18 protein-coding genes and 1 tRNA gene are annotated in these 19,928 nt (G+C 43.5%); 7 read left to right on the top strand and 12 right to left on the bottom strand.

Going from position 1 to position 19,928, the window contains the following annotated elements:
• Positions 1-21 precede the first annotated feature (21 nt).
• From ridA to argF, 4 genes are all read right to left on the bottom strand, one after another.
• Positions 22-408: a 2-iminobutanoate/2-iminopropanoate deaminase gene (ridA, locus tag ACGF7G_RS00925; RefSeq protein ID WP_133813792.1), complete on the bottom strand. Its 387-nt coding sequence runs from the start codon at positions 406-408 to the stop codon at positions 22-24.
• A 92-nt stretch (positions 409-500) separates the two neighbouring features.
• On the bottom strand, positions 501-965 hold the full coding sequence (gene pyrI / locus ACGF7G_RS00920) for an aspartate carbamoyltransferase regulatory subunit (protein WP_387462921.1): 465 nt from the start codon (positions 963-965) through the stop codon (positions 501-503).
• A gap of 842 nt (positions 966-1,807) precedes the next feature.
• Positions 1,808-2,731, bottom strand: a complete 924-nt coding sequence (gene pyrB / locus ACGF7G_RS00915) for an aspartate carbamoyltransferase (protein WP_133813790.1) — start codon at positions 2,729-2,731, stop codon at positions 1,808-1,810.
• 312 nt (positions 2,732-3,043) lie between these two features.
• Positions 3,044-4,060, bottom strand: coding sequence for an ornithine carbamoyltransferase (gene argF / locus ACGF7G_RS00910; protein WP_387462918.1), 1,017 nt, complete (start codon positions 4,058-4,060; stop codon positions 3,044-3,046).
• A 164-nt stretch (positions 4,061-4,224) separates the two neighbouring features.
• Here argF and rraB point away from each other — a divergent pair, with 164 nt between their 5' ends.
• Together rraB and ACGF7G_RS00900 are read left to right on the top strand one after the other, a co-directional pair.
• A complete protein-coding gene (rraB, locus tag ACGF7G_RS00905; RefSeq protein WP_387462917.1) occupies positions 4,225-4,632 on the top strand; it encodes a ribonuclease E inhibitor RraB in 408 nt (135 codons plus the stop codon).
• A gap of 373 nt (positions 4,633-5,005) precedes the next feature.
• Positions 5,006-5,314, top strand: coding sequence for a hypothetical protein (locus ACGF7G_RS00900; RefSeq protein WP_387462916.1), 309 nt, complete (start codon positions 5,006-5,008; stop codon positions 5,312-5,314).
• A gap of 42 nt (positions 5,315-5,356) precedes the next feature.
• On the opposite strand, the gene ACGF7G_RS00895 is transcribed toward ACGF7G_RS00900, so the two are convergent.
• From ACGF7G_RS00895 to pepA, 7 genes are all read right to left on the bottom strand, one after another.
• Positions 5,357-6,130 (bottom strand): amino acid ABC transporter substrate-binding protein, encoded by a 774-nt coding sequence (locus ACGF7G_RS00895; RefSeq protein ID WP_387462914.1) that lies wholly within the window; start codon positions 6,128-6,130, stop codon positions 5,357-5,359.
• A gap of 92 nt (positions 6,131-6,222) precedes the next feature.
• Entirely contained in the window at positions 6,223-6,987 is a 765-nt protein-coding gene (locus tag ACGF7G_RS00890) for an amino acid ABC transporter ATP-binding protein (RefSeq protein WP_133813784.1), read from the bottom strand.
• Entirely contained in the window at positions 6,965-7,666 is a 702-nt protein-coding gene (locus ACGF7G_RS00885; RefSeq protein WP_133813783.1) for an amino acid ABC transporter permease, read from the bottom strand. Before ACGF7G_RS00885 ends, ACGF7G_RS00890 begins: the two co-directional genes overlap by 23 nt.
• Before the next feature lie 273 nt (positions 7,667-7,939).
• Positions 7,940-8,713 carry an amino acid ABC transporter substrate-binding protein gene (locus tag ACGF7G_RS00880; RefSeq protein WP_387462913.1) on the bottom strand — a complete coding sequence of 258 codons (774 nt, stop codon included), beginning with the start codon at positions 8,711-8,713 and terminating at the stop codon, positions 7,940-7,942.
• 363 nt (positions 8,714-9,076) lie between these two features.
• Positions 9,077-11,974: a valine--tRNA ligase gene (locus ACGF7G_RS00875; protein WP_387462912.1), complete on the bottom strand. Its 2,898-nt coding sequence runs from the start codon at positions 11,972-11,974 to the stop codon at positions 9,077-9,079.
• A gap of 13 nt (positions 11,975-11,987) precedes the next feature.
• On the bottom strand, positions 11,988-12,437 hold the full coding sequence (locus tag ACGF7G_RS00870; RefSeq protein WP_387462910.1) for a DNA polymerase III subunit chi: 450 nt from the start codon (positions 12,435-12,437) through the stop codon (positions 11,988-11,990).
• 64 nt (positions 12,438-12,501) lie between these two features.
• A complete protein-coding gene (gene pepA, locus ACGF7G_RS00865; RefSeq protein ID WP_387462908.1) occupies positions 12,502-14,022 on the bottom strand; it encodes a leucyl aminopeptidase in 1,521 nt (506 codons plus the stop codon).
• Between the two features lie 291 nt (positions 14,023-14,313).
• Between pepA and lptF the strand changes: the two genes are divergently transcribed.
• A complete protein-coding gene (gene lptF, locus ACGF7G_RS00860) occupies positions 14,314-15,414 on the top strand; it encodes an LPS export ABC transporter permease LptF (RefSeq protein WP_387462906.1) in 1,101 nt (366 codons plus the stop codon).
• Positions 15,414-16,490: an LPS export ABC transporter permease LptG gene (lptG, locus tag ACGF7G_RS00855; RefSeq protein ID WP_387462904.1), complete on the top strand. Its 1,077-nt coding sequence runs from the start codon at positions 15,414-15,416 to the stop codon at positions 16,488-16,490. Before lptF ends, lptG begins: the two co-directional genes overlap by 1 nt.
• 111 nt (positions 16,491-16,601) lie before the next feature.
• Here lptG and ampH read toward each other — a convergent pair whose 3' ends face one another.
• Complete coding sequence (ampH, locus tag ACGF7G_RS00850; protein WP_387462902.1) at positions 16,602-17,819, bottom strand: D-alanyl-D-alanine-carboxypeptidase/endopeptidase AmpH; 1,218 nt, start codon at positions 17,817-17,819, stop codon at positions 16,602-16,604.
• Positions 17,820-18,318: 499 nt separating this feature from the next.
• Between ampH and ACGF7G_RS00845 the strand changes: the two genes are divergently transcribed.
• The 3 genes from ACGF7G_RS00845 to ACGF7G_RS00835 all read left to right on the top strand — a co-directional run bounded on the left by ACGF7G_RS00845 (position 18,319) and on the right by ACGF7G_RS00835 (position 19,789).
• Positions 18,319-18,403, top strand: a tRNA-Leu gene (locus ACGF7G_RS00845).
• A gap of 186 nt (positions 18,404-18,589) precedes the next feature.
• Positions 18,590-18,817 carry an Arm DNA-binding domain-containing protein gene (locus ACGF7G_RS00840; protein WP_387462900.1) on the top strand — a complete coding sequence of 76 codons (228 nt, stop codon included), beginning with the start codon at positions 18,590-18,592 and terminating at the stop codon, positions 18,815-18,817.
• Between the two features lie 39 nt (positions 18,818-18,856).
• Positions 18,857-19,789 carry a COG2958 family protein gene (locus ACGF7G_RS00835; RefSeq protein WP_387462898.1) on the top strand — a complete coding sequence of 311 codons (933 nt, stop codon included), beginning with the start codon at positions 18,857-18,859 and terminating at the stop codon, positions 19,787-19,789.
• The last annotated feature ends 139 nt before the right edge of the window (positions 19,790-19,928 follow it).

The following is a 19,928-nucleotide window of genomic DNA, read 5'->3' as shown; positions in this document are numbered from 1 at the left end:
TGATAGGAAATGGAATAGGGATTATTTACGCACTGCGATAGCTTCGATTTCGATTTTAACGTCTTTTGGCAGACGGGCTACTTCAACACAGGAACGTGCTGGGAAAGCGGCATTGTGTTCTTTGAAGAATGCTTCATAAGTCGCGTTAACAGTGCCGAAATCATTCAGATCTTTAACGAAAACAGTTGTTTTAACGATATCTCCGACAGTCAGACCTGCTTTCTCAACGATAGCTTTAACGTTTTCCAGTGATTGACGAGCTTGGGCAGCGATATCTTCTGCGACATCTCCTGTTGCTGGATTGACTGGAATCTGACCGGAAGTGATTACCATACTGCCCAGATCAACACCCTGAACATATGGGCCAATTGCAGCAGGGGCTTTCTCGGTATTAATCTCGTATGACATAGGTTCTCCTGTTAATGTAATAACTGAATAAATATTTCACCAAAGGTGACTATTATAGTGCCCGTACCTGCCTCAGCAACTGGCATAGATATTTACTTGCTGAGTATCACCACATTGCGATCAAATTCTTTCTCGCAGTATTTGCAGGTCAATACCACATCTTCAAATGTGACTTTGACCCGAAAACTACTTTCTACCGGCTCATTGTGGCTGATGCAATTGCTATTAGGACAGACTAACACGCTATCAATACGCTCAGGCAGGTTAATTGGCAGTTTCTTCACAACTTCATAGTCTTCAATACAGTTCACTGTTGCATGTGGCGCATACATAGCAAGCTGATTAGCCTGTTGTTCTGTTAGAAATGTGTTTTCGATTTTGATGAGATCTTTTTTACCTAACTGATTGGAAGGCAGGTTCAGGCCGATGGTAATGCGCTGATCGGTTTCAGTCAGCTTAAATAGAGAGAGTAACTTGAAACCTACCTGAGCTGGGATATGGTCAATCACCGTACCGCATTTAATGGCTTCGACTTGTAGTTGATGATCTTGGGTCATAGTGTTCTGTATGAATACATTTTATTGACAACTATTTCTGTATTCATCCTCCAGATATATTGTTAAGAATCGGCATATCTTCCATTTTAGGTGGTGCCATCCTGTTTATCCAGATAAGACGCAGGTAATTCAGTGTCATTCTACGACTATTATGCCGAAAAGTTGTGGGACCTGGGAGAAGAAGATATTCGTATCCACTGCCAGCTATACGTTGGAAACAAGCTAACCTCCGACAATTGAAGGAAAAGAACCCAGAGAAATGGGCCGCCTCTGTGGAAAAACTCAAAGTAACATTGCCCAGTAATTGGCTGAATTAGTTTGTATATTCCACGATTTGTGGCTTTAAAGGCCACAAATATCATATAAATTAAACTTATGGGCAATTGTTAGTGTACCTTTAACGAGAGATTACTGATCCTGCCGTTGATAAAAGTATGAAGGCAGTCCCTTATTCATGAGTTGGTTTGTTCTCTGAGAAATCCTAATATCTTGGTACATTCCCTTCTAAGGGATATTGATCTTGGAATTATTCCATTGAACTCCTATTTTTTCTAAACAATGTTTTAAGAATCTAACTACGTAATAGCTAATAAAATAAATCCCAATTATCCCGGAAAAATCATTATTCGTTTTAATGCCCTTGGTTGATTTTTGACCGCTGACGATACGCCTCTATCATGAGGCAGTATCCAGTGAAGTGTAAAATATGTGTTAACTGAACTTCTAAATTTACTGGTTTATTATCTGAGTTCACTTTCGAAGGTGAATGAATAGACCTGCTATTCAATTACATACAGAAATAGAGCGTTATGTCAAAAGTAAATGATAACGATTTTCTTTAATCACTCATTTAGAACGAGAGACAATAGTGCCTGACGGGCATAAATACCATTTTCTGCCTGTTGGAAATAATAGGCATGGGGGGTTTTATCCACATCAGCAGAAATTTCATCAATACGTGGCAATGGATGCAAAATTTTGAGGTTCTCTTTCGCGCCCATCAGATCAGCGGCCCGCAGAACAAATTGCGCTTTTACATTGGCGTATTCGGATGGATCAAGGCGCTCTTTTTGCACGCGAGTCATATAAAGAATGTCGAGTTCCGGCAATACTTCTTCTATATTGGTATGCAGGCTGTAAGTTGCGCCTTTTTCATTCAGCATATGAAGAATATGGTTTGGCATTGCCAATGCTTCCGGCGCGATAAAATAAAAATGGTTGCCATTAAATTTTGCTAACGCTTGTGACAGTGAATGAACTGTGCGGCCATATTTCAGGTCACCAACCATAGCGATATTCAGACTATCCAGCCGTTGTTGAGTTTCTTGAATAGTGAACAGATCCAGCAAGGTTTGAGTTGGATGTTGGTTAGCGCCGTCACCGGCATTGATAATCGGAGTATGACCGGAAAATTCGGAGGCCAGACGTGGGGCACCTTCCTGCGGGTGGCGCATCACGATAGCGTCAACATATTGGCTAATAACGGAGATAGTATCTGCCAGCGTTTCACCTTTCTTACCCAGGGAGGTGTTGCTGCTGTCTGAGAAACCAACCACGGAAGCGCCAAGGCGGTGGATTGCGGTTTCAAAAGAGAGGCGGGTACGGGTAGAGGCTTCAAAGAAACAGCTGGCGATAACCTTGTGTTTCAGCAATTCAGGTTGTGGTCTGGCTTTCAGTGTGGCAGCGGTCCGCAACACCCATTCCAGATCTTCGCGGCTCAGATCATTTATTGAGATGATATGTTTGCGATATAACGGATTAGCCATTTTTCACTCTCCTCTAATGCTGACATCCGGGTGCGGTGATCACTTGATGATCACCGGGCAAAAAAAAGCCCCTCACTGAGGGGCAGTAAATGATCGGTTTAGCAACGGCAAAAATAATGATTGTTGGCTGCCTTTAGGCAGTTGCACCCGCACTTTAGCTTGATGAAAAGAGGCGCTGTTTTTCATAATTTCTCCCGGCAAATTGTGGCGAATTATACTCGTGAAAAATCTCACAGCAAGCGTTTGCCGAAGAAAAATGATATTGACAGGATTACCTCTTTACAGGTACCGCCCTGCGGATATCATAAATCATTAGATTTTAAGATCACTTGCCAGTGTTGCTACCATTACCGCTTTAATGGTATGCAGGCGATTTTCTGCCTGATCAAACACAATGCTATGTTTTGACTCAAAAACTTCATTAGTGACTTCCAGCCCCCCATACATATTAAATTCAGCAGCGAGTTGCTTGCCTAACGTCGTTTCTTCATCATGGAATGCGGGCAGGCAGTGCAGGAATTTTACCTGTGGGTTGCCTGTCATTTTCACCACAGCCATATTCACTTGATAAGGTTTCAACAGGTTAACCCGTTGTTGCCAAACTTCTTTTGGCTCTCCCATAGAAACCCAGACATCGGTATAAAGAAAATCAGCGTCTTTAACTCCCTCTGAGACATTTTCAGTTAGCGTAATTTTCCCGCCTGTTTTTTCGGCCAGTTTCTGACATTCAGCAACCAGTACTGTATCTGGCCAGTACTGTTCAGGAGCAATTAGCCGAACATCCATGCCTGTCAATGCCGCGGCTTCCAACATGGTATTACCCATATTGTTACGGGCATCTCCCAAGTAGGCGAATTTGATTTCTGACAGTGGTTTCTCTGGTTGATACTCCTGAATAGTCAGCAAATCTGCCAGTAACTGAGTAGGGTGAAATTCATCCGTCAGCCCATTCCATACAGGAACATCTGCATATTCTGCCAGGGCTTCAACTACTTTCTGAGCATGGCCGCGATATTGAATGCCATCATACATGCGGCCAAGTATACGGGCGGTATCCTTAATTGATTCTTTATGACCAATCTGGCTGCCACTGGAGCCAAGGTAGGTGATATTTGCCCCCTGATCGTAAGCGGCTACTTCAAATGAACAGCGGGTGCGAGTGGAGTCTTTTTCAAAAATTAGCACAATATTTTTACCTGTTAGCCAGGCTCTTTCTGTGCCGGATTTTTTAGTCGATTTTAATTCAGCCGCCAGTTTTAGGAAGATATGGATTTCTGCTGAGGAAAAATCAAGTAACCTTAAGAAATTACGTTGATAGAATGGATTCATTGTTGGATATCTCCACAGTTATTTCTTGCATTTAAATTCAATTTATATCTATAAAAATTCAATTTCAACTCCGAATTAGATTTCTTTGATGTAAACAGTGGTTAGCCTGCTTGTGGTGTGGGAGAATGAATGTTGGGACGGCCAACTGATTGAGGGTATTGGGTATGGCAAATCAAAAAGACTTAGAAGAACAACGCGAAGAAACGCGCCTTATTATTGAAGAATTACTGGAAGATGGTAGTGATCCAGATGCGCTTTATGCCATTGAACATCACTTTTCTGCGGAAGATTTTAATCTGTTGGAAAAGGCGGCAGTTGAAGCTTTTAAGCTGGGTTATGAAGTGACTGACGCGGAAGAATTGGAAATCGAAGATGGTTCTATTCTGATGTGTTGTGATGTCATCAGCGAATGTGGGCTGAATGCTGAATTGATCGATGCTCAGGTTGAACAACTGGTAAATCTGGCCCAGAAGATGGGTGTCAATTATGACGGTTGGGGCACTTATTTCGAAGATCCTGATGAGCAAGATGAAGATGATTTGCCGGAGCAGGGTGAGAGTCGGCTTCATTAATAAAATCAATATATTAAGAGTCCTGTGTTAGTTTTGGTCGTGGCTGATGCATGTGGTTCGAAACCAAATAGTCCTTATAGGTTTTTGCGAATAAGGACTATTGTATTTTAATGGATTATCTTATTAAACCATGTTCTCTGACTGTTGAAAGAATGGTTCCTTTCCTGATTTGATTTTCTTCGGTAATTTCCCTTTTTAATTCTTATTGAACGAAATTAAATTGAATATATATTGAGTTTATTACTTGTTAAATATCTTAAATTATATCTATGATATTGCAAATTTGTAGTCAGATATTGAATTGATAATGTGAGATAGAGGTTTTTAATTAATTGTCTTAGGGGAATCATATTGAATTAACAAGGTGTTTCAAATGGCTAAAATAACTAACATTAAGGACGTTATTAATAATGCCTCTAGGAAAATTTATATTATAGTCGGTGAGAGTAATAATAAGACTCATACTGTTAACAGTAATTCTGAATGGGTAGGTGATATTTGGGTGCCATGGATTAAGAATCAAGATGAAAGTAATAAGGCCATTCGTATAACAATAGAGGGTGAACCAGGCACAACGACTATTTGGGTTTTCCAAGATTATTTGAATCCACCTAATAAGGATCAAGTTAAGTATCATAAGGGTAAAGAGGGTAAACAAGTGGTGAAATTTAACATAATTTAATTAAGAGAAAACTACCTCTTGAAAGAAGAGGCAGTTATTTTCTTACTTGGAAACGTCGGTGCCGAAATATTGAGTAGAAATGCGTAGATAAGTGCCATCCGCTTTGATATCGGCTAACGCTTTATCGATAGCAGCTTGTAGTTCTGGTTCGCCTTTCCGGATTAGAATACCGACTTGATCACCATTGGGTTCAGTTGCGACAACTTTTACCGGTGCATTGGGTTTGTGTTTCTTAAAATCCAGATAGGATAGATTATCGTTGATAGTAGCATCGGCTCTGCCTGTAGCAACCAAATCAATTGACTGATTAAATCCTTCTGTGGGGACGATTTCTGCGCCGTGACGTTTTGCTAACTGAGCGTAATTGCTGGTCAAGCTGTGGCTTGATGTTTTACCTTTCAGGTCGTTGAACGTTTTAATACTATCATTATTTTTGCGGGTGATAAGTACGGCTTTAGAGATAATATACGGAGCGGAAAAGTCATATTTCTTTTTACGCTCTGGCGTAATTGCGACTTGATTAATTACCGCGTCATAGCGTTTGGCATCAAGTCCGGCAATCAGCCCATCCCATTTTCCTTCGGCGAATTCCGCTTTAACATTCAGACGGCGTGCGATTTCACGACCAATATCAACATCAAAGCCGGTTAAGGTTCCTGAAGCATCGTGATAGGTAAATGGCGGATAGGTTCCTTCGGTAGCGATTTTAAATACGCCAGCTGATTTAATGTTATCAAGACCAGACTCTGCACTAGCAGAATAGGCAATGCCAAATTGAATGATGCCAGCCAATAATACGGTAAGGAATGCTTTCATTTTATTTCTCCAAACTGTCAGAAAATTTATTTAATCGTAATTGACTTGATGGATTCAAAGCGCAATTACGGCAAGGTGTTTTTAACGGTGGGTTATATCTCCCAATCCGGTAAGGTATTCGTTAAAGTGGAAACAAATTCAACTGTCCGCGGCTTGAGGGCACGGGTAAAAATCGTTTTTGACGTCCCCGATTCGACAATTTCGCCAGATTCTAAAAATATGACGTTGTAGGCAAGATTAGCTGCCAGACGTAAATCGTGTGTCGCCATCAACATCGTCGTTCCTTCTTTAGCCAACTGTTTCAATACAGCAACCACTTCCAGCGATAATTCCGGATCAAGCGCGGAAGTGGGCTCATCACATAATAACACTTTGGGAGAAGGTGCCAGCGCCCTGGCAATTGCTACACGTTGTTGCTGACCACCGGATAGCGTGGCAGGCAAGACATCGGCTTTGTGTGACATGCCAACCTTTTCCAGTAGCTCAAGTGCTCGCTTTTTAGCCTTTTCAGGCGACCATTTCTGTACCCAAATAAGCCCTTCCATAATGTTTTCAATCACTGTGAGATGAGGGAAAAGCTGAAAATTTTGAAACACCATGCCGGTTTGCTGACGGATCCGTTGTATATCCTTATGAGCAATGCGCTCTTTACCGATGAAAGTCATGTTCTCATTGCCGATTTGGAGCTTACCTGCTTGGGGAATTTCTAATAAGTTGATGCAGCGTAACAGCGTACTTTTACCACTTCCTGATGGGCCAATCAGGGCGGTAAGACTGCCTTCCTCAATGGTCAGATCGATATTTTTCAGGACCTTTTGCCCGTCAAAACTTTTTTCAATGCCGGAGAGCTGAATCATCTTTTAATTCCTTTATATCACTTTGTTGCGAAAACTTCTTTTCCAGACGGGCTTGTAGTGATGACAATACTGAACTGATTATCAGATAAAGTATTGCCGCCTCGGTATAAAGTATGAGGGGTTGATAAGTCACCGCAGCAATACGTTGCGCAGCAAGGAAAAGTTCCGGTACGGTAATGACTGAGGCCAATGAAGTATCTTTCACCAGTGAAATAAATGTGTTTGAGAGTGGCGGAATAGCGATTCTCGCGGCTTGAGGCAGAATGATCCGACGTAATGATTGTGTCCAGCTCATACCAATAGAATAAGCCGCTTCCCACTGCCCTTTTGGTACAGACAATAAAGTGGCGCGAATTACCTCAGATGTATAGGCACCAACATTCAGAGTGAAACCAATAATGGCTGAGGTAAATGCGCCCAGCGTAATACCGACGCTGGGTAAGGCATAAAAAATAAGAAACAGTTGTACAAGTAACGGTGTACCACGGATCAGCCATACGTAGAATTTAGCGACAGCAATAAGCGGTTTTGGCCCGTAAAGCCGGATGAGTGCAACGATAAACCCAAGTATGATACCAAGAGTAAAGGTAATAAGCGTCAGCGGAATAGTGAAAGTAAAGCCCGCATAAAGCATAGGCCAAAAAGAATCGAGTACTAAATTAAACCAGGAGGGCTCCATATACTTTCCCTATTGTGTAATATAAAAATATATTTATTTTTATGAGATTGTTTTAAATATCATATGGCAAGCTGAGAGTTTATATATATAAAATAAAGTTATATCATATTGTCATTTTAGATATATCAAAGAATTTGTATAAATCAATATACTTCATGTCTGATGAAAATATTTCCTGATTCTTCAATTCAACTGGACAACGATAAAGTTCCCAGGTCAGAATTTGTATCCAATGTCGAGGGAACGGGTGCATTTGAGTAAGATATGTTTCACTTATTCGGGAGTATGGTTGCCAAAATATTGAGCCCAGATACGCTGATAGGTGCCATCAGCTTTGATATCAACAATTGCTTTATCAATAGCTGTTTTTAGCTCTGACTCGCCTTGGCGGAGTAAAATTGCTGTTTGCCCTGCGTTTGGATCAGACGCAACAATTTTCACGGGTGCATTTGGCTTGTGCTTCTTATAGTCCAGATAAGAGAGGCTATCGTTGATCGTGGCATCGGCTCTGCCGGTACTGACCAGTTCGATTTCTTGGCTAAATCCATTCGTGCCGATGATTTCCGCGCCATTATTTCTGGCTATCTGAGCGAAGTTGTTGGTCAGAGTATGTGCTGAGGTTTTACCTTTCAAGTCACTGAATGTTTTTATGCTGTTGTTATTTTTATTGGTGATAAGTACGGCTTGAGATGTGATATAGGGAATAGAAAAATCATATTTTTTCTGGCGTTCAGGTGTAATTGCTATTTGATTAATAACAGCGTCGGAACGTCCGGCATCCAGCCCGGCAATAAGACCATCCCATTTTCCTTCGATAAATGTCGGTTTGACATTCAGCCGATGGGCAATTTCACGACCGATATCGACATCGAAGCCAGTCAAAGTACCGGAAGCATCATGATAGGTAAAGGGGGGATAAGCGCCTTCCGTCGCAATTCTAAATATGCCTGTAGATTTAATCTTATCAAACGTTGATTCTGCATTGGCAGAATGTACGAGACCAAACTGGACGGTACTTGCCAGTAAGAGAGTAAGAAGTATTTTCATTTTATTTCTCCGGGTTATTAGCGTTATTAAATTATAATTTGATGTTTTACTGGTAATAATATATTTATTTGTGTGATTTTATTCCAGATACAATATGATAAATTTAATGATTTATATATAAAATAAAATTATATCATATTGTAATTTTAGATATATAAATGTGGAAAATTAATAAAATAAATATTTATTATACGCGTCCTTATTAATGAAATAGACGTTATTATTTTCAATATATTTTATGATGTTTATATAGAATGGGATGAGTTTACACTTTCTTATAAATTTTATCGTTTATGTTTTGAATTAAAAAGCCACTGACAATGCATTTCAGTGGCTTTGATGAAAATTTACTTGTTGAGAATGTTACAGCGCAGCAATGGTTTCTTTCTGAGCTAACAGCTTCTCTTTTGATGCATTACAGGTTGCCAGGCGTTCACGCTCTTTAGTAACAACGGCTTCGGGAGCGCGGCTGACAAAGCCTTCATTTGACAGTTTACCTTCAATGCTGCCAATCTCTTTATCCAGCTTCTCAATCTCTTTATCCAAACGGCTCAACTCGGCTTGTTTATCGACTAAGCCCGCCATTGGGATTAACACCTCTGCGCCATTAATCAGCTTGGTCACAGAAACCGGAGCTTCTTCACCAACAGACAGAATAGTGACAGAAGAGAGGCGGCCCATTGCCTGAATAAAATTCAGATTTTCTGCTACACGACGTTGTGCGTCAGCATCGGCATTACGCAGCAGAACTTCCAATGGTTTGCCTGGCGCGATGTTCATTTCAGCACGGATATTACGTACTGCAATGATCGCTTCTTTAATCCATTCCAGATCAGTCAGTGCCAATTCATCCGCTTTCGCCTGATAAAATTCTGGGAACGGTTGCAGCATAATGGTATCTGCTTCAATCCCCTTAACCATTTTCACCCGCTGCCAGATGGTTTCGGTGATAAATGGAATAATAGGATGAGCCAGGCGCAATAACCCTTCCAGAACTTCAATTAAAGTATGACGGGCACCACGAACTTCTGCTTCTGAACCTTTGTTAATCGCTGGTTTAGACAGTTCCAGATACCAGTCACAGAACTGGTTCCAAGTGAACTCATAAAGAATATTGGCAGCCATATCAAAACGATAGGTATCCAGTGCTTCACGATAGGCTTTTACTGTCTGGTTAAATTCAGCCAGGATCCAGCGATCAGCCAGTGACAACACCATTTCACCGCCATTTTGGCCGCAATCCTGACCTTCTGTATTCATCAGCACAAAACGGCTGGCGTTCCACAATTTGTTACAGAAATTACGGTAACCTTGCAGACGTTTCATATCCCAGTTGATATCACGGCCCGTAGAAGCCAATGCCGCCAGTGTAAAGCGCAGGGCATCGGTACCATGAGATTCAATACCCGCCGGGAATTGCTTTTCTGTACGCTTGCGGATTTTTTCAGCCAGTTGTGGCTGCATCATATTACCGGTACGTTTTTCCAGCAGGTCTTCTAGGGAAATACCGTCAACCATATCCAGCGGGTCAATGACATTCCCTTTGGATTTGGACATCTTCTGGCCTTCGTCATCCCGGATAAGGCCGGTCATGTAGACGGTCTTAAATGGAACCTGAGGTTTGCCATTTTCATCTTTGATGAAATGCATGGTCATCATGATCATACGGGCAATCCAGAAGAAGATGATGTCAAAGCCACTTACCAACACGTCCGTTGGATGGAAAGTTTTCAGTGCGTTAGTTTGTTCTGGCCAGCCAAGGGTAGAAAAAGTCCACAAACCGGAAGAGAACCAAGTATCCAGTACATCTTCATCCTGGTTTAGGGCGACATCTGCACCCAGATTATTTTCACGACGGACTTCTTCTTCATTGCGACCGACATAGACATTACCTTCAGCGTCATACCACGCTGGGATACGGTGGCCCCACCACAATTGACGAGAGATGCACCAGTCTTGAATATCACGCATCCAAGAGTAATACATATTTTCATACTGCTTAGGTACGAACTGGATATCGCCATTTTCAACGGCTTCGATAGCCACTTTCGCCAGAGGCGCTGTACGGACATACCACTGATCAGTCAGCATTGGCTCAATAACCACACCGCCACGATCGCCATAAGGAACGGTCAAATCATGAGCTTTGATTTCGACCAACAGGCCCAGTTTTTCAAACTCAGCAACCATCGTTTTACGGGCGGCAAAACGCTCCATGCCCCGGTATTCAGCTGGAATATCAGAACCGTAAACATCAGAAATCTCGCCATTGGTATCGAAAACTTCTGCTTCATTACGGATATTGCCATCAAGTGTCATGATATTGATCATTGGCAGAGCATGACGTTTACCCACTTCATAGTCATTGAAGTCATGGGCAGGCGTGATTTTCACGCAACCGGTGCCTTTTTCCATATCCGCGTGTTCATCACCGACAATAGGAATGCGGCGGTTAACCAATGGCAGAATGATCTCTTTGCCGATTAAATCCTTATAACGCGGATCTTCCGGGTTAACGGCTACGCCGGTATCGCCCAACATAGTTTCAGGTCGGGTAGTTGCAACCACCAGATAATCTTTACCTTCTGCGGTTGTTACGCCGTCAGCCAGCGGATAACGCAGGTGCCACATAGAACCTTTAACTTCCCGGTTCTCAACTTCCAGATCAGAAATTGCCGTGTGCAGTTTTGGATCCCAGTTAACCAGACGTTTGCCCCGGTAAATCAGGTTTTCTTTGTACAAACGGACAAAAGCTTCTTTTACCGCGTTGGACAGACCTTCATCCATAGTGAAACGTTCACGTTCCCAGTCAACAGAGTTACCCAGACGGCGCATCTGATTGGTAATTGTGCCACCGGATTCTGCTTTCCATTGCCAGATTTTATCGATAAAAGCATCGCGGCCGTAATTGTGACGGGTTTTGCCTTCTTCTGCTGCGATTTTTCGCTCAACCACCATTTGAGTCGCGATACCGGCATGGTCAGTACCGGATTGCCATAAGGTGTTTTTACCTTGCATTCGCTGATAACGGATCATGGTATCCATAATGGTTTGCTGGAACGCATGGCCCATATGTAGGCTACCAGTCACATTTGGTGGCGGGATAACAATACAGAAACTCTCACGGCGGGTATCGCCGTTTGGTTTGAAATAACCACTTTTCTCCCAATGGGTATAAAGAGGCTGCTCAATTTCTTTAGGATTATAAGTTTTATCGAGAGATGGCTCAGATTGCGTTTGGTTAGCGGGTGTTTTTTCCATTTTATCTTGGTACTTAGTCTGTTGGCGGCGTTGCCATGGTCAAATTAAAGCCGACGCTGCGATATGTTTTATATCGTTCACGCGCCAACTGTTTCAAATTTTCATCTATAGGAACGAAGTCTATCACTTCATGGAAAGCGGTGGCAAAGTCTGCAAAATGTGGCAGCAGATTTATCAGGATATCACGGGGTGCATTTCCCCGTTTTTGTGGCCAGCATAACTCAACCGGGGCACCATATCTTGGCCCTTCACCCGCGAGGTTATGTGGAACGAACTGATGAGGCTCCCGTTGCCATAAAGCTTCATCTAACTTTTCTGCCTGTTGTTGATCTTCACAGGCAATCAGTACCCGCTTTCCTGCTCGCCATTTGTCAGCCGCAAGTTGACATGCCAGCCATTCGTGAGCCTGTAAATCCTCTTGAGGTGATGGCTGTTCCAGTAAATAAAACGTGGCACTTTTCATTAATGTCTCTGTTACGAAAAAAGGGCATTGTAAATGCCCTTTAATAAGCGAGGGAGGGATCAAATCAATCGTCGTTATTGATACCAGCATTGCCTGCACGATTTAACAGGAATTGTGACAGTAATGCAACCGGGCGGCCTGTTGCGCCTTTTGTTTTACCTGAACGCCATGCAGTACCAGCGATATCCAGATGTGCCCAGTGATATTTTGTGGCGAAGCGGGACAGGAAGCAGGCTGCGGTAATCGCGCCACCCCCACTGCCACCGGTATTTGCCAGATCAGCGAAATTAGAATCGATTTGTTCGAAAAACTCGTCAGTCATTGGCAGACGCCATGCGCGATCACCCGCCTGTTCAGAAGCATTTAGTAGCTCATGGGCTAATGGATTATGGTTGGATAGCAATCCACTGTAATGATGACCAAGAGCAGTGATGCAAGCACCAGTCAGCGTGGCGATATCAATGACCAATTCTGGATCAAAACGCTCAACGTAAGTTAACGTATCACACAGGACCAGGCGGCCCTCTGCATCAGTATTAAGCACTTCGACAGTTTGACCAGATAGCGTGGTTAAAACATCACCGGGGCGGTAAGCGCGACCACCAGGCATATTTTCACAGCCTGCCATTACACCGATAACATTGAGTGGTAATTGCAACTCAGCAACCACACGCATGACGCCATAAACTGTTGCGGCCCCACACATATCGTATTTCATCTCATCCATGCCACCCGCAGGTTTGATTGAAATACCACCAGAGTCAAAAGTCAGGCCCTTGCCAACCAGGATAATGGGTTTGGCATTTTTATCCGGACTGCCTTTATATTCCATGACTGACATTAGCGATTCATTCTGAGAACCCTGACCAACAGCCAGATAGGCGTTCATTCCCAGTTCTTTCATCTGCTCTTCGCCAATGACTTTGGTTGTAATGTGGCTATTGGCAGAATCTGCGAGTTGGCGTGCTTGAGAGGCGAGATAAGCGGCATTACAGATATTTGGCGGCATATTGCCAAGATCTTTGGCCGCTTTGATACCGGCAGCAATGGCGAGGCCGTGCTGGATTGCACGTTCACCGCTGGTTAACTCCCGACGGGTTGGAACATTGAAGACCATTTTACGCAGTGGGCGACGTAACTCATTTTTATTACTTTTAAGCTGGTCGAAAACATAGAGAGACTCTTTTGCTGTTTCTACCGCTTGGCGCACTTTCCAGTAATTATTACGGCCTTTAACGTGCAACTCTGTTAAGAAACAGACCGCTTCCATTGAACCTGTTTCATTAAGGGTGTTGATCGTTTTCTGGACAATCTGTTTATACTGACGCTCATCCAGTTCGCGCTCTTTACCGCAGCCGATGAGCAAAATACGTTCAGATAACACATTGGGAACATGATGTAGCAGCAGCGATTGACCAACTTTGCCTTCCAGCTCACCACGGCGCAGCAAGGCGCTGATATAACCATCACTTATTTTATCGAGTTGTTCGGCGATAGGGGAAAGGCGGCGAGGTTCGAAAACGCCGACAATGATACACGCACTACGTTGTTTCTCCGGACTACCGCTTTTTACACTAAATTCCATGCGTTCTCCTGAATCTTAAAGACAAAGACGGACGCTATCGTTAAAATATAGCGTTCCGCATTAATCTACCCCATAGAAAGTTCACTCTTTATGTTAAGCTAAACGCACTACTTAATAATTGTTTAGCTAACTATTTCAGTATGTTCTGATTGGGAACCTAAATAAATATGAAATGCTTCGAGAACATTTTAGCAATAGGGAAGCCAAACTGATGCATATAATAAATAGTAGATATACAATGAAGTTAGCCATTTTCCTGCAAAAAGACAAGTTTTCACAGGCGTAATAAGCGTGATCATCATTAGATATCTGGTACGGGAAACCCTGAAAAGCCAAGTTGCGATACTCTTTATCCTTTTACTGATCTTTTTCTGTCAAAAGTTAGTAGAAATTCTGGGTGCAGCAGTGGAAGGAAACGTCCCGGCAAATTTGGTTTTATCCTTGTTAGGGTTGGGTGTGCCTGAAATGGCGCAACTTATTTTACCCCTGAGTCTTTTTCTTGGGGTGTTGATGACTTTCAGCAAACTCTATACTGAAAGTGAAATTACTGTTATGCATGCGTGTGGCTTGGGCAAACGCGTGTTGGTGGTTTCGGCACTTATCCTGGCGTTGTTGACTTCTGTGCTGGCGGCGGTGAATGTTATTTGGGCAATGCCATGGTCCTCAAAATATCAGGAGCATGTGGTGGCTGACGCCGAGGCTAATCCAAGCCTGGCGGCGATAATGGAAGGAAGATTCAAACCTTCTAATAACGGCAATTTGGTGCTCTATATTGGTAACGTGTACGGCGACAAATTCGAAAACGTATTTCTTGCCCAGCTTCGTCCGGTTGATAACCAGCGTCCTTCGGTTGTGATCTCGGATGGTGGTCATATGGTGGAACGGCCTGATGGCAAACAGATGGTTGTCCTTAACCACGGTACTCGTTACGAAGGTACCGCAATGTTGCGGGATTTCAGAATTACCGAGTTCAATGATTATCAAGCGGTTGTTGGGCATCAGGCTTCGACTGTAGATGGCGATAAAATTGAACAAAAGTCCATGACTCAGTTATGGCAAAATGATGATAAAGATTCCCGTGCTGAGTTCCATTGGCGCTTAACCTTGGTGCTCTCGGTATTGATTATGACCATGATGGTTGTACCGTTAAGTGCGGTGAACCCACGTCAGGGCCGGGTACTCAGCATGTTGCCTGCAATGCTGCTTTACCTGATCTTCTTCTTACTGCAAAGCTCCCTGCGTTCTAATGGTAGCAAGGGCAAATTGGATCCGATGATCTGGATGTGGACGGTTAACGGGGCTTATCTGATGCTGGCGCTGATTCTCAATACTTGGGATACCGTACCGATGCGCAGGATTCGGGCTCGTTTCAAAGGTAGAGGAGTAGCCTGATGTTTGGTGTATTGGATCGTTATATTGGGCGGACTATTCTACAAACCATTCTGATGACACTATTTATGCTGGTATCACTCTCCGGCATTATTAAGTTTGTTGACGAGTTGAGAAGAGTGGGGCGGGGGGAATATACCACTCTTTCCGCTGGTCTTTATGCTTTGCTGAGTGTGCCGAAAGATATTCAGATATTTTTCCCGATGGCAGCTTTACTTGGGGCCTTATTGGGGCTTGGCACGCTGGCAACCCGCAGCGAGCTGGTGGTTATGCAGGCTTCTGGTTTTACCCGTATGCAGGTTGCTGGCTCAGTCATGAAAACGGCAATTCCGCTGGTGATCCTGACCATGGTTATTGGTGAATGGGTTGCGCCACAAGGTGAACAGATGGCACGTAACTACCGGGCTCAGAAGATATTTGGTGGTTCTTTGGTTTCAACAACTAAAGGCATGTGGGCGAAAGACGGGACCGATTTTATCTACATCCAGCAGTTAATGAGTGATACAGAGCTTAAAGGCGTCAATATCTATCATTTTGATGATGATAAAAAACTACTCTCTGTAAGATATGCAGCCAGTGCTGTTTATGATGAAGATAGTGACTTATGGAAGCTTTCTCAGGTGGAAGAATCTAACCTGACAGACAACAAAAAAATCACGGGATCACAGAGTATCTCTGCTGACTGGAAAACTCGGCTGACACCACAAAAATTGGATGTTGTCGCGCTCGACCCTGAAGCACTTTCCATCAGTGGCTTGTATCAATACATCAAGTATCTCAAACAGAGTGAGCAGGAATCAGGGCGTTATCAACTGAATATGTGGAAAAAGATATTTGCCCCACTTTCAGTTGCGGTAATGATGTTGATGGCGCTCTCTTTCATCTTCGGACCGCTGCGTACTGTACCGATGGGAGTTAAGATAGTAACGGGGATCAGCTTTGGCTTCTTATTTTATGTCCTCAACGAGATCTTTGGCCCACTGAGTTTGGTTTACAGTATGCCGGCAGTTTTGGCAGCGCTGCTACCAAGTTTGCTGTTCCTTACTGTGAGTGTTTATTTATTGCTTAAGAGACAGTAATTTTTAGCAATCGTGGTGCGGGTGATAGGAACAAGATATTAGAGAAGCTGCGGGGATGGAGAACTAAGCGGGAAACTCCATCCCAGGTATCTCGATTTATAAAACTCAGATTCAAACTTGTTTGTGATTCCTCAACAATGCAGTTACCAGTTGATTAACCCCGGTTGTTACACTGCTGAACTTACTGTGTTGCTTCCGGGTAATCACCACAAATACTCCGATATTCTGCTCGGGGATCATTGCCATATACGTATTGAACCCACCACCGCCACCGGTTTTCTGATAAATACCCGATACATCACCACGGGAGTTCATGTAAACCCAGCCAAGGCCGACGCCATCTGCCTGACCGGCAACATCCATCCCTTTAATTGAAGCCAGATCGGAACGCTTAAAATAAACTCCCTGCTCGCGGCTGGCGGTCTGCTTACGTAACTGATTGTCTGATGACAAAAACTGCTGCATCCAGCGCTGCATATCTCTTGGCGTGGAATAGATTCCACCACTACCTGCTGCCGCAACAGTATTAAGACACGGACTGGGTTTATCACTTTCCATCAGACGGGCACATTGAGAGCGGCTGGGTGTCAGTGTCGTGTCTTTCATATAGTAAGGGCCGGTGATCTTATCGTGCAACAAGCGGGTGTATGGCTTACCTGCGGCCTTAGAGAGTGCATCCGCTAATAAATCGTAAGCCAGATTGGAATAAGATACAGTTGTGCCTGGAGATACATCTAATTGAGCTGTTTTCAACCAAGTCCAGCGATTGGCTTGTGTAGGCCAGACAAAAACAGGGCGTCCCCATTGACCTCCCGGCTGTTCACGAGGTAAACCACTGGTATGGCTTGCCAGGTGGAACAACCGGATAGGTTGAAGAGGGCTGTATTGAGGCACTCTCACGCCATAATAGCTGTAGTCCTGCAATGGATCGGTGGAACGCAGAACCTTATCCTCTTCCAGCTTGATCATAATCTCACTGGTCATCAGCTTAGTCAGCGAAGCGATGCGGATAACTGAATCAGGCTTAGGACGGATGCCGTTTCCCGGACGAGTTTCACCGAAGCTGCGGTAAACCGCCTGATTATTATCAATCACCACCATTGCCATACCTTGGGCATTGCTGCCATTGAAAATATCCTGCGCGTACTGATCAACCAATTGCGAAGCTAGCTTTTTAGTTCTCGCGTTTCCCTCAAACACCTCCCATTTCAATGGTTGTTTCTTGGGTTGCAGAAACTTTGGAGAATAGGTTTTATCGGAAGAAGAACAGGCTGCGAGAGCCAAAACCATGGCAGAAACAGGGAAGATCTTAAAAAACTGTTTATTCATTTTGAATTAACCAATTAGGCATACTTCCAGTAAACTCACGGACAGGATAGAGATATCAAAATACGGTTACTTATTCTTTTTAAACAGCATCATCAACGCGCCAATGACAATGCCCAAAAAGATACCAGCACCAATCCAGCTAATAATCGTCATAACCATTTACCTCATAGTGAATTATCATCCAGATTATATAAGGTGATTATAAGTTGTCTATCGGCGTCAGAGTGTTTCAGTCAACTATGGTGATATAAAACTGTTTTAGTTTTTTTTCGGTTGTGAGCTGGTGCTGAGTAGGAAGATTAATTTCAGACTGAAAAGATGTTGCTGAGTATGCTTTATACTCGCTTGGGTTTTTTGTGTTTAAGAATTGAACGTGCATTTGCATGGAATAGATGGAAGTGATCTTTTTTTCGACGGTTAAACTGAGTCAGTAGGATAACTATTGCTAACAGATCACTGACAGGTATAATGGCCCCCGTTATCCGCATACTACTTCAGTGCCGAAGTGGCGAAATCGGTAGACGCAGTTGATTCAAAATCAACCGCCTTCGGGTGTGCCGGTTCGAGTCCGGCCTTCGGCACCAACAGTATGTAAATAGACGTTCACAGACGTCTTTTTTTATGCCTAAAATCCAGCATTTACTCACTTTTCTCGTTATATTAACTCTCTCAAGGTCAACCGACTTCAACGCACATCTACCAACAGATGTTGGTACAGATGATGGTATTTCCGGTTCGATAATGCTTGTACCAACAGGGAGGGGACAAGTATGGCGCTGACAGATATCAAAATCAGAACAGACAAGCCAACGGATAAGCAATACAAGCTAACCGATGGCAACGGTATGCATCTTCTCGTCCACCTGAATGGTTCTAGATACTGGCGTCTGCAGTACCGCTGTTGTTCAATGCTAAAAAACTCGTATTGTGAGCTTGGTCCGGGCGATAGGGAGCTTTACACTGTGTCATCTCAAAAGCAGCAACCAGAAAGCTTCTAAGAAGGTAGCGTTCTTACTGTTATATCTAAGGCAGGAGCCATGACTAGTCGCCCGCAAATGATTATTAATGTTCTTCAGGCTAATCCTGATGAACAATTCACAGTTCGTCAGCTTGCCCAAAAGATCATAGATCACTATGGTGCAGAGCTTGCCGACAAGCGTCAAAATCCTCGTTTTGCCAGCGATGAAGATTTCTTGAGTCAAATAGCCGCTGAAGTCGGTGGTAGTAGAACCGTTCAGGCAAAAGCCATGTGTTCTCAGGTTATGACACGAGACAAGCCTCGACCTAGGCTATTTTACTGGGGTAAAGAAAGTGACAATGGCGTGCAACAAGAGTCGTCTTTTGACATCGCCCCGACTCCATCTGCTGAAACAGTAAGCTTTTCTGAGCATGCGCTTTACCCGCTTTTGATTGAGTACCTTTCTGAAGAAGAAGAATTGCTTTGCCGTCGTATCAATGAGAAACGTTCTAGCAACAACAAAGGCCTTGGAGCAAACCATTGGCTTTATCCTGATATTGTTGCGCTGCAGCCTCTCGATAAAGGCTGGGATAGCGTTGTGCAAAACTGTGTACGGTATAGCGAAGGGCGTTTAACCCGCCTGTGGTCGTTTGAAGTAAAACGTCAGCTTAACCGTAGCAATGTTCGAGAATGTTTCTTCCAGGCCGTGAGCAATTCAAGTTGGGCACACTTTGGTTATTTGGTCGCGACCGAAATAAATGAAGATAAGCAGCGTGGCGTTGAAAGAGAGCTTCAGATGTTGTGTGCATTGCATGGTATCGGTGTGATCCTGCTTAACCCGCAAGATCCGAGTAATAGCCTGACTCTCATCCCAGTGCGAGAGCGAACCAGCATTGACTGGCAATCTGTCAACCGCCTAGTGGTAGAGAACAGGGATTTTAAAGAATTTATCGATCTGGTGTCTGATTATCACCAGACAGGAAAAATACATAAAGCGTTGTGGAACAAATAAGTCGGTCCAAGATTTCAGCCACAAACATAAGCGAGATAGAAGAAAAAGAATTAAATCACTGTGGATTGCCTGAAGCTAAGAACTTGAAAAGACCTTGTCCTTAATACAATGTGTCGCCCGCACAATAAAGGTGACTGCC

This window comes from Photorhabdus sp. RM323S, assembly GCF_042879375.1.
Classification (GTDB): Bacteria; Pseudomonadota; Gammaproteobacteria; order Enterobacterales; family Enterobacteriaceae; genus Photorhabdus; species Photorhabdus tasmaniensis.
This window is presented reverse-complemented; position numbering and strand designations above follow the sequence as displayed.

Coding starts and splice junctions, on each gene's coding strand:
- ACGF7G_RS00895 (WP_387462914.1), bottom strand. CDS start 6,130: ATGAAAGCATTCCTTACCGTATTATTGGCTGGCATCATTCAATTTGGC.
- ACGF7G_RS00885 (WP_133813783.1), bottom strand. CDS start 7,666: ATGGAGCCCTCCTGGTTTAATTTAGTACTCGATTCTTTTTGGCCTATG.
- ridA (WP_133813792.1), bottom strand. CDS start 408: ATGTCATACGAGATTAATACCGAGAAAGCCCCTGCTGCAATTGGCCCA.
- ACGF7G_RS00880 (WP_387462913.1), bottom strand. CDS start 8,713: ATGAAAATACTTCTTACTCTCTTACTGGCAAGTACCGTCCAGTTTGGT.
- ACGF7G_RS00900 (WP_387462916.1), top strand. CDS start 5,006: ATGGCTAAAATAACTAACATTAAGGACGTTATTAATAATGCCTCTAGG.
- lptG (WP_387462904.1), top strand. CDS start 15,414: ATGTTTGGTGTATTGGATCGTTATATTGGGCGGACTATTCTACAAACC.
- ACGF7G_RS00840 (WP_387462900.1), top strand. CDS start 18,590: ATGGCGCTGACAGATATCAAAATCAGAACAGACAAGCCAACGGATAAG.
- rraB (WP_387462917.1), top strand. CDS start 4,225: ATGGCAAATCAAAAAGACTTAGAAGAACAACGCGAAGAAACGCGCCTT.
- ampH (WP_387462902.1), bottom strand. CDS start 17,819: ATGAATAAACAGTTTTTTAAGATCTTCCCTGTTTCTGCCATGGTTTTG.
- ACGF7G_RS00835 (WP_387462898.1), top strand. CDS start 18,857: ATGACTAGTCGCCCGCAAATGATTATTAATGTTCTTCAGGCTAATCCT.
- ACGF7G_RS00875 (WP_387462912.1), bottom strand. CDS start 11,974: ATGGAAAAAACACCCGCTAACCAAACGCAATCTGAGCCATCTCTCGAT.
- argF (WP_387462918.1), bottom strand. CDS start 4,060: ATGAATCCATTCTATCAACGTAATTTCTTAAGGTTACTTGATTTTTCC.
- ACGF7G_RS00870 (WP_387462910.1), bottom strand. CDS start 12,437: ATGAAAAGTGCCACGTTTTATTTACTGGAACAGCCATCACCTCAAGAG.
- pepA (WP_387462908.1), bottom strand. CDS start 14,022: ATGGAATTTAGTGTAAAAAGCGGTAGTCCGGAGAAACAACGTAGTGCG.
- pyrI (WP_387462921.1), bottom strand. CDS start 965: ATGACCCAAGATCATCAACTACAAGTCGAAGCCATTAAATGCGGTACG.
- ACGF7G_RS00890 (WP_133813784.1), bottom strand. CDS start 6,987: ATGATTCAGCTCTCCGGCATTGAAAAAAGTTTTGACGGGCAAAAGGTC.
- pyrB (WP_133813790.1), bottom strand. CDS start 2,731: ATGGCTAATCCGTTATATCGCAAACATATCATCTCAATAAATGATCTG.